We start from the raw sequence: 8,151 nt of genomic DNA on the forward strand, positions 1-8,151 counted from the left end.
GCAATGCGCCGCCTATGGGCGGCTTGCGCCCTGATTTTTGGCTTCTCGGCGTCTCGCTTTTCGGGGCGTGGTGATCGCCATTTCGATGGGGGTGGGCGATGAAAAGGCTCGACCCCAAACTCGTGAAAGTCATCGCCCTGTGGCGCGGGACGGAGCACGAGGGAGAACGCCAATCTGCCCGGGCGAGGATTGAGACCCTCGCGGCTCAAGTCGGCATGACGGTCGAAGAGGCTATCAGCCAGGACGAGGCCGAACGGAATGCAGGCACGGCCGATGGCGTGAACGTTCTCCATGGCTTCGACGATTTCATGGAAGCGCGGGAGCCGGGATACAAAGCGCGCCGCGCCAGGGAACGCTCGGAAAAGATCGCCGCCCGGGTTGCACGCCGGAAGGTGCTGCTCGAGCGCTTCGACTCGGAGGAGGCGATTACGGCGCCATGCGAGCGCGAGCGTCTCATCCTCGATGCTGTGAAGCCGTGGCGAACCGTTCGCAAGCCGCCGTATGAAAGATGGACGGATGCGCTGGATGGATGGAGCGACGCTTGGTCCAATCCGCCGGCGCACATCGATGCGGCCATTCGCTGTGCCTACCCGCTGCCGATGACTTTCGCTGAGGCGCTCGCCGAGCATGATTACTGGGAGGCGCGGGGACTGGAACTGGCTGATGCCTGGAACACGGATCGCTCAGGCGAGGAACTGGACCTCGCAGCCTGCTGGCGGGCGCGGACCGTTGAACGGCTCATCGAATTCGAACTGGTCGCCAAGGACGCGGCCGACGTGCTCGCTCGCTTCCGGTTCTATCGGGCGCGTGAATGTCACGATCGCAAGGCCGAAACCGCCATCTTCAACGATCTCGAGCGGATCGTGATGGAAGCCGCCGCCAATGTGTCCAGCGAGGACACATGCGCGCAAACTTCTGTCTCTGCCGCCGGCAGCATCCCCGCAACTGTCCAGCGTGGACAGATAGAGGCGGCAATCGCTGCTGATCCTTCCCGCTCTGATCGGTCCGTTGCCCGGGAACTGGGATGCTCGCCGACCACGGTGGGCAAGGTCAGGGCCTCAATGGGCTTGGGCGCCGTGGCGCGATCTGTCCAGCGCGGCGGACAGATGTTTGCGGCGCGCTACGGCCAGTCGACGCCCAAGGAGGCGCTCAATGGCTGAAAATGCAGCGGGAAAACAGCGCGGCGCGCCGTTCAAGAAGGGCCAGTCCGGCAACCCCAAGGGCAAGCCGAAGGGGGCGCGCCACAAGGTCACCATCTTGGCGGAAAAGCTGATGGAGGATGAGGCCGAGGCCGTCATTCGCGCCGTCGTCGACAAGGCCAAAGAGGGCGACATGACCGCGGCGCGCATCGTGGTCGACCGCATTGCGCCGGTTCGGAAAGGCCGGCCGATCCAGTTGAAGCTGCCCAAGGTTGAAACCGCCGACGACGTCGCTGCGGCTATGGCGGCGATCATCAGCGCCATGGCGGACGGCGCCATCACGCCGGAAGAGGCGACTGCGGCGGCCAGTGTGCTCGAGGCCCGCCGGCGGGCCATTGAAACGCAGGAATTCGAGCGGCGCTTGGCCGCGCTTGAGGAGCAAGGGAAGGGGCAATGACCATGAAGCAGATTGTTGCGCGCCTGAAGCGCATCGAATACGCGCAGCACGCCGCGGGGCTCGACCCTGAAACCGCGGTGCTGTTCGAGCCGATCTTGGCGATCGTCGCCTTTCACTTCCTCGCCGACTATGGCGCGCCCTGCGACACGGCCGCCACCGGCGCTCCCGGCCAACAAAAAGGCCAGCGAGATTTTAGCGCTCTCTCCGACACTGAGCTGACCCGCCAGATGCTGCATGGGTTTGCGCAGGACCTCGAGCAGCTGTCTGTTGACGCAGGCGGCGAGCCGCGCAACGGGCGCGAGCTGAATGCATGGCTCAAATTGCCGGCGACCAGGGAAGCCCTGGGCATCGTTTACGACGCCATCCCCGACGCGTTCAAAGAGCAGGAGCGCTTCCCGCGTCAATTGCGCGGCGCTGCCATCAGGAGCGTGCAATGACGCTATTCGAAACCCGTGACGACGCCGGGCCGCACGTTCTCCGGCCATACGATCGGCGCGAGGCGCTGTCGCTGCGCCGGGCTGCGGAGATCTCCGGAAAGTCCGAATCCACGGTGCGCAGCTGGTGCGCCGTTCACGACATCGGCCGGCGTGTCGCCAATGGCCCCTGGCAGGTTTCGGCGCCGGCGCTGCGCATGCTGCTGGACGGCGACGGAAAAGCCCTCGCCGCCTACCTAGCCGGGGACCGCGCCTCGCCGAGCGTCGCGGCCTATTTCGAGCGATGCGGCCTGGCCGACATGCTGACCACCACCATGCAGAGGATCGCTTGAAATGCTGCCGCCTCCCGACCCGCGCACGCTCGATGGTCAAGTTCGCATTTGTTACGGCCAATCGGCGCTGGCCGTCTCGAGTTTGGGGAACGCCCTCGGCCTGCTTGTTCAGGTTCAGGACGCAAGCGACGCGGCGCAGCTCATCCGGTTGCTGGACGCGACTCAAGCCCACCTGACCAACGCGCGCAAGGCGGCGGTGAACTTCGCCGGCATGGTGTTGCCGTGCGCAGGGTCCATTTAATTCCGCAGAATCTCCAAAGTCCGCAACTTCAGCAGCTTCTCCGTAGACGCCGCCTCGGCCTCGGACAAAATGTGCAAATCGTTCGGTTTCGAGGATCCGCCCACATGCTTGCTGCCGCATTTCGAAATGCCGCCCCGCGCTTCCCGGAAAAAGTCAGCGTGTACCTGCCGAAGGGCGCGCGCGCCGCAATCGAGCGCGCTGCCGAGCAAACCGGCGTGACGGCGCCCGAGCTTTTGCGCCTCGCCATCGTGGAGAAAATCCGTCCTGCTGAGGGCGGCGAAGACTGCGGCCGGAATGATCCAGCCCCGCGTCCGTCGCGCCCCTCTCTTTGATTTCCGCAGGAGTATTTCAAATGCCGAGAGGCGGAAAACGAGCAGGATCAGGTCGCCCCAGGGGAGTTGGGCGTCCGACCGATTTCAAACCGGAATTTGTCGCGCAAGCGAAGAAACTCTGCGCGCTCGGGGCGACGACGTTCGACCTCGCAACCTTCTTCAATGTCTCTTCGTCGACGATCAAGAGATGGGCGGCCTTACACTCCGAATTTTCGGCCGCACTCGTCGTGGGAAAATCTTCGGCCGACGACCGTGTCGAGCGCTCGCTGTTCGAGCGCGCTGTTGGGTACTCGTTCGAGAGCGAGAAGGTTTTTCAACATGCTGGGCAAGTCATTCGGGCCCCAACGGTCGAGCATGTTCCGCCTGATCCGGGGGCAGCGATGAACTGGCTCAAGAACCGCCGCGGCGATGTTTGGCGCGATAAGCACGAGCACCAATTAGGCGGCGCAATCGAAATCGTGAGCAAGGACCGACGCGACGCAGCGGTGCGGGCGGCCTTGCGCGCCGACACTTGAAGGGGCGAGCTATGGGGTTCTTCGACAGTCTTTTCGGCGGGGCGGACAAGGCCGCTCAGGACCAGATCAACGCGATCCAGCAAGGCTTGGGCGCGGCCAAGGGCAATATCGCGGCTGGCGACTCCGCGCTGAACACCAATTACGCCGCCGCGCTGCAGCCCTACCTGCAGAACTATTCAACCGCGCAGCAAGGCGTTTCGAAACTGGGCGACCTGCTTGGGCTCAACGGCGCCGCCGGCAGCCAGAACGCCCAGGCCGCGCTTACGGCCATGCCGGGCTATTCGTTCACCGTTGGCCAGGGCAACAACGCGATCAACGCGGCGGCGGCGGCCAACGGGACGCTGGGCAGCGGCAACCAGGCGCTGGCGTTGCAGAAGTTTGGGCAGCAGGCGGCAAATACGAATTATTCGAACTATGTCAGCCAGTTGCAGCCGTATTTGACCGCCAGCGCGACCGCCGCGTCTGGCATCGGGGACACCTATAAGGGCCTCGGCAACATGCTCAACGCCAACCAGAACACGTTGGCGAACCTGAACGTCGGCGCCTACACCGGGATTGGGAACGCACAGGCCAGCGCTGATCTTGCCAATCAAGGCATGGGGCTCGGCGCGCTGTTCGGAGCTTTGGGCTTCGGCAGTTCCTCGGGCTGGGGCGGGAGCATGGGCAAGAGCCTCGTGGGCGGGCTTGGCACGGGCGCTTTCAAGCTTATGACGGGTGGCGGCCTCAGCCCGATCTTCTCTGATGAGCGTCTGAAGGAGAACGTTTCCCCGGTCGGCGAGCTTTACGACGGGACGCAGGTCTATCGCTACAACTACAAGGGCGACGGGACGCCCCATATCGGCGTCATGGCGCAGGAGATTGAGAAGAAATATCCCGATGCGGTCACCGAATTCGGCGGCCTGAAGGCTGTGGACTATGGCAAGGCCACGGATATGGCTTCCGAGCTCAGAAAATTCGTCGACGCGGGAGCCCTACCACGGGGCGACGGAGGGTTCGCGGCTGCGCTCGACCGCTTCCGATAACTGCAGGTGGCGCGAGATGAAATCTAGTCTACACGCCCACCTTGCCCGAGATGAGCCGCGCAGGGCTGCCGATGATGTCGCCAGGGATGAAGCCCGCGAGCTTTTCGGCGAACCCGGGCGGGTTTGGCTTGAGCATGGTGGGTGATGGCGGACGATCGTAAGTCGGTTGACTGGGAAGCGATTGAGCGCGAGTTTCGCGCCGGTCAGCTTTCCATTCGCGCCATCGCTTCGAAGTTCGGCGTTACCGACACAGCTATTCGCAAGCGCGCCAAGGCGCATGACTGGACGCGCGCTCTTGCGGACAAGGTTCGCGAGACGGTTCGCGAAAAGCTGGTTCGCAGCGACGGTTCGCAGGAAGGTTCGCAAGAGCAACGCGCGACCGACAAGGAAATCATCGAAGCGGCGGCTTTGCGCGGCCTTGAGGTCATCACCTCTCATCGCCGCGATTTAACGCAAATCCACGCGCTCAAGCGGATCCTTTTATGGAAGGGGATGCGATCGATCGGGCCCATGCGACACTATTCGATAGCCCGCTCAGCGCCGAGGAAGCCGCTTGCCACGATAAGGCTGTACGCCGCGCGTCCTTCTCCGCCGCAAGCATTTTCGCAGTGGCAATCCCGCCGGCGTGACGAGCTCCATCTGTCCGTGAGGGCCGCAGGCGGGAATCCTTTTCAGCCCTGAAGAACCATGCGATGGTGTGCGCGACATTCCTGTGGGGCAAGATGTTTAGCCTGGGACGTTTCCTTCCGGCGATTGCCGTTCTCTTTGGCTCCGCTATGGCTGCAGACAATGAAGTTTTGTTCGCCAAGAAGGCGTTTCTGGATGTCGGCGATGCGGTCAGCGTAATTGGTACCATTTCTGGCGACGGCGTCGGATATCCGAACAACTCGGCTCGGATCTCATGCTATCGAGCGCGGAATGAGTGCGTCGTCACAACCGTTGAGCAAATCGGCCTCAATCATGTGGGCAGCATCAGCGAACCAGCATTCATCCCGGTTGCGCGATGGACAGCGACCGAAATCGTTGCCGAGTACGACGGCCTTGGCGTGGGTTGCTCCAGCCTCTCGATTTTCATCGATCGTGGGACGCACAGGGTTCGTTGGGTCCAAGCGCCGAAAAATTCGGCATATGCGCTTTGCGAGCACTCTGAGCACACCACGTTGAATTGGTACATCGATGACGCGCCCGGGCAAAAGCAATTCGACGCCAAATGATGTGTCAATCGCTCCTTCAGCGGCGGTGGCTCCCACCAGAAAGGGCGCATCCTATTGCGGTCTGTCGCGCACTACCGATCAGTCGCCTTAATTCCCTTTGCCCGCAAAGGGGACTAGCTGCCTGATTTGTTGGCATTCATCATCGTCTGAAAACCTCATCCTCGTCCTGACGACATCTAGAATATCATTGCGGACCGGTTTACCTTCCCTGTTCAGTTGAATAAATGTTTTTGCATCTTTATCTTCGCATTTAACATTAAGCCAAGACTTTAAATTTTCATAATCAAATCCATGTTTTTCAGATTCTGCAAATAATATATATTGAGATCCGATTTTATTCGGTGTTACATCTAAAAGTGTTCCTGATTTGTCCCGTAGAACAGAATGATGTTGGCCCAAAATTCCTTTTTCGATCGACCAAAGGGACCAACCGTGCACGATATCCCCGCGACCTTCTTGTGAGGCTGCCCACACATTGTACCAACAACGCCCAATCAAAAATCTCTCATCTCCCAAATTCACGGGAACCTTCACTGCAGTAAGATTTCCTAGTAGCTTTAAGAGCTGCAGCAATTTTTTATCATTTATATCAGGGACTCTCATAAATATAACACCTTTATCTGCTGTCTTTTGAAAGAGATAAAATTTAGATGTGAATAATTATATAATGAGCGCGTAATTCGCTCCAGCCATCTCGCTGCGTGATCATCTCCCGCTCACGCCAAGTTGAGACAGGCTTCGCGCCGTTGCGGAGTATCTTTGCCTGGTCGGCAGACGAGAGGGAACCGCCATGGACCGGCCACGCGTCTATACCCCGGAGCAGGTCGCTGAAATCCTGCAGTGCAGCCCCGCGCACGTCCGCGCCATGTGCAATGCCGGGCGACTTCCGTTTTTCCGGCTTGGGGGTAAGCTGATCCGCATCCGCGCTGCCGATCTCGAGGCCTTGATATGTCCATCGAATACAAGCTCCAGCGCCTCAGGGGAGGCTGGGCCATCGCCGGCTATGAAAACGGCAAGAGAGTCAGTCGCAGACAGCTTAGATCGAGCGATGCGGCAGATGCGGCAGTCGAATTCGCGGAAGCGGTCGCCATCGCCCGCAAGCCCGTAGACCCCGACGTCTCTGAAATCTGGACTGCCTATCGTCAGGATCGCGCAGGCCGGCGCATCTCCGAAAACATGGAGTGGAGCGGCAAGGCCATCCTGCTGTTTTTCGGCGCCAAAAAGCCGGCCTCGATCACCACGGAGGACTGCCGCGAATACGCAAAAGCGCGCTGCGCCGCGGGCCGCCAGAACGGCACGATCTGCACGGAGCGTGGACACCTGCGCTGCGCGCTGAAATTGGCGAAGAACTCCAAGATGATCGCAGAGCTGCCCTATATCGAGCGGCCGGAACTGCCACCGCCGAAGGAACGCCACCTGACGCGCAGGGAAGCCGAGCGCGTCATCCTAGGAGCCAGCGCGCCGCATGTGCGCCTGTTCATCATCCTGGCGCTCTCGACGGCGGCCCGCATGTCGGCATTGCTGGAGCTGACTTGGGATCGCGTGGACTTCGCGCGCGGGCTGATCGTCCTGGGGAGCCTCGACCGCACGGCGAGACAAAAGGGCAGGGCGACCGTCCCGATGACGCAGACGGCGCGCGCCGCGCTCTCGTCCGCCAAGGAAGGCAAGATGTCCGATTATGTGATCGAGCATGGCGGGGAGAAGATCGCGACCATCAAGAAGGGCGTGAAGGAAGCGGCGCGCCGGGCGAAGGTCGCGGGCGTCACGCCGCATGTGTTCCGCCACACCGCCGCTGTATGGATGGCTGAGGACGGCGTCGACATGGAGGAGATCGCCTCATACCTGGGGCATTCTGACTCGACGATCACGAAGCGCGTCTATGCGAAATTTTCGCCAGAGCATCTGAAGAAGGCGGCCGGGTCGCTGGAAATGAAGATTCCTCCATTCTCGACGCGTTATGCGCCAGCCAGTCCGGCGTGACGCACGGTTGGCCAACCCCTTCAACACCGCCACAAGTTTGACACAGCCTTCGGTCATCAAGTTCCCAATTCCAAGGCGAGCTCGGATGTACAGACGCCAGGGAGCAGAGGCCCCGCACGGTGAAGACCGATCGCGGGGTTTTTCGTGTCCAAGCCCGCGCAGAGCGCCGTGACGGACGGAGAACAAGCGGATCAAGGCGAAACCAGCGGCGCGCCGATCGCACTCCTGTTGCGCGTTCGAGTCCTACCCCTCTCGCCAGTTCTAACTTATGCCCAACCCGTGTGAAGGATGCGCTCTCTCGACCGCGCAACGCCAAAGCCGGCCGCTCATAACGGTCTGGTGGGGGGGGCGAGTCCTACCTCTCCCGTCACGGGCGGTCTTGAAAACCATTTAGAGCGCGTTCGGCGGCTTCAGATTCAATGGGGGATTCCCAACTGGCTTGAACAATGCGATTCTTTCTTCGTGATTGCGAGGGAGGAATCCCA

12 protein-coding genes and 1 pseudogene are annotated in these 8,151 nt (G+C 61.2%); 12 read left to right on the plus strand and 1 reads right to left on the minus strand.

Annotated features, from left to right (window positions below; genetic code table 11):
* Positions 1-98 precede the first annotated feature (98 nt).
* The 10 genes from M2320_RS19915 (at position 99) to M2320_RS19960 (ending at position 5,686) form a co-directional block, all read left to right on the plus strand.
* A complete protein-coding gene (locus M2320_RS19915; RefSeq protein WP_264598776.1) occupies positions 99-1,160 on the plus strand; it encodes a hypothetical protein in 1,062 nt (353 codons plus the stop codon).
* The gene (locus M2320_RS19920; protein WP_264598777.1) at positions 1,153-1,596 is read left to right on the plus strand and encodes a DUF5681 domain-containing protein; all 444 of its coding nucleotides are present in this window, start codon (positions 1,153-1,155) and stop codon (positions 1,594-1,596) included. Before M2320_RS19915 ends, M2320_RS19920 begins: the two co-directional genes overlap by 8 nt.
* Positions 1,593-2,033, plus strand: coding sequence for a hypothetical protein (locus tag M2320_RS19925; protein WP_264598778.1), 441 nt, complete (start codon positions 1,593-1,595; stop codon positions 2,031-2,033). The genes M2320_RS19920 and M2320_RS19925 overlap by 4 nt, the downstream gene beginning before the upstream one ends.
* Complete coding sequence (locus tag M2320_RS19930; protein ID WP_264598779.1) at positions 2,030-2,362, plus strand: hypothetical protein; 333 nt, start codon at positions 2,030-2,032, stop codon at positions 2,360-2,362. Before M2320_RS19925 ends, M2320_RS19930 begins: the two co-directional genes overlap by 4 nt.
* Position 2,363: 1 nt before the next feature.
* A complete protein-coding gene (locus tag M2320_RS19935) occupies positions 2,364-2,603 on the plus strand; it encodes a hypothetical protein (RefSeq protein ID WP_264598780.1) in 240 nt (79 codons plus the stop codon).
* Between the two features lie 71 nt (positions 2,604-2,674).
* Positions 2,675-2,935 (plus strand): hypothetical protein, encoded by a 261-nt coding sequence (locus M2320_RS19940; protein ID WP_264598781.1) that lies wholly within the window; start codon positions 2,675-2,677, stop codon positions 2,933-2,935.
* Between the two features lie 20 nt (positions 2,936-2,955).
* The gene (locus tag M2320_RS19945; RefSeq protein ID WP_264598782.1) at positions 2,956-3,450 is read left to right on the plus strand and encodes a helix-turn-helix domain-containing protein; all 495 of its coding nucleotides are present in this window, start codon (positions 2,956-2,958) and stop codon (positions 3,448-3,450) included.
* An 11-nt stretch (positions 3,451-3,461) separates the two neighbouring features.
* Positions 3,462-4,472 (plus strand): tail fiber domain-containing protein, encoded by a 1,011-nt coding sequence (locus tag M2320_RS19950; RefSeq protein ID WP_264598783.1) that lies wholly within the window; start codon positions 3,462-3,464, stop codon positions 4,470-4,472.
* Between the two features lie 144 nt (positions 4,473-4,616).
* On the plus strand, positions 4,617-5,153 hold the full coding sequence (locus tag M2320_RS19955; protein WP_264598784.1) for a hypothetical protein: 537 nt from the start codon (positions 4,617-4,619) through the stop codon (positions 5,151-5,153).
* An 11-nt stretch (positions 5,154-5,164) separates the two neighbouring features.
* Positions 5,165-5,686 (plus strand): hypothetical protein, encoded by a 522-nt coding sequence (locus M2320_RS19960; RefSeq protein WP_264598785.1) that lies wholly within the window; start codon positions 5,165-5,167, stop codon positions 5,684-5,686.
* An 87-nt stretch (positions 5,687-5,773) separates the two neighbouring features.
* Here the strand turns inward: M2320_RS19960 and M2320_RS19965 are convergent, their stop codons facing one another.
* A complete protein-coding gene (locus tag M2320_RS19965; RefSeq protein WP_264598786.1) occupies positions 5,774-6,289 on the minus strand; it encodes a hypothetical protein in 516 nt (171 codons plus the stop codon).
* Between the two features lie 187 nt (positions 6,290-6,476).
* Here M2320_RS19965 and M2320_RS23410 point away from each other — a divergent pair.
* Together M2320_RS23410 and M2320_RS19970 are read left to right on the plus strand one after the other, a co-directional pair.
* Positions 6,477-6,620, plus strand: a pseudogene (locus tag M2320_RS23410) (helix-turn-helix domain-containing protein); the annotation flags it as partial.
* A gap of 14 nt (positions 6,621-6,634) precedes the next feature.
* A complete protein-coding gene (locus M2320_RS19970) occupies positions 6,635-7,666 on the plus strand; it encodes a tyrosine-type recombinase/integrase (RefSeq protein WP_264598787.1) in 1,032 nt (343 codons plus the stop codon).
* The last annotated feature ends 485 nt before the right edge of the window (positions 7,667-8,151 follow it).

This window comes from Rhodoblastus acidophilus, from assembly GCF_025961575.1.
In the GTDB taxonomy this organism is placed as follows: domain Bacteria; phylum Pseudomonadota; class Alphaproteobacteria; order Rhizobiales; family Beijerinckiaceae; genus Rhodoblastus; species Rhodoblastus acidophilus_C.

Bases quoted from the DNA above. Each gene is read 5' to 3' on its own strand.
- M2320_RS19915 (WP_264598776.1), top strand. From the start codon at position 99: ATGAAAAGGCTCGACCCCAAACTCGTGAAAGTCATCGCCCTGTGGCGC.
- M2320_RS19920 (WP_264598777.1), top strand. From the start codon at position 1,153: ATGGCTGAAAATGCAGCGGGAAAACAGCGCGGCGCGCCGTTCAAGAAG.
- M2320_RS19925 (WP_264598778.1), top strand. From the start codon at position 1,593: ATGACCATGAAGCAGATTGTTGCGCGCCTGAAGCGCATCGAATACGCG.
- M2320_RS19930 (WP_264598779.1), top strand. From the start codon at position 2,030: ATGACGCTATTCGAAACCCGTGACGACGCCGGGCCGCACGTTCTCCGG.
- M2320_RS19935 (WP_264598780.1), top strand. From the start codon at position 2,364: ATGCTGCCGCCTCCCGACCCGCGCACGCTCGATGGTCAAGTTCGCATT.
- M2320_RS19945 (WP_264598782.1), top strand. From the start codon at position 2,956: ATGCCGAGAGGCGGAAAACGAGCAGGATCAGGTCGCCCCAGGGGAGTT.
- M2320_RS19950 (WP_264598783.1), top strand. From the start codon at position 3,462: ATGGGGTTCTTCGACAGTCTTTTCGGCGGGGCGGACAAGGCCGCTCAG.
- M2320_RS19955 (WP_264598784.1), top strand. From the start codon at position 4,617: ATGGCGGACGATCGTAAGTCGGTTGACTGGGAAGCGATTGAGCGCGAG.
- M2320_RS19960 (WP_264598785.1), top strand. From the start codon at position 5,165: ATGGTGTGCGCGACATTCCTGTGGGGCAAGATGTTTAGCCTGGGACGT.
- M2320_RS19965 (WP_264598786.1), bottom strand. From the start codon at position 6,289: ATGAGAGTCCCTGATATAAATGATAAAAAATTGCTGCAGCTCTTAAAG.
- M2320_RS19970 (WP_264598787.1), top strand. From the start codon at position 6,635: ATGTCCATCGAATACAAGCTCCAGCGCCTCAGGGGAGGCTGGGCCATC.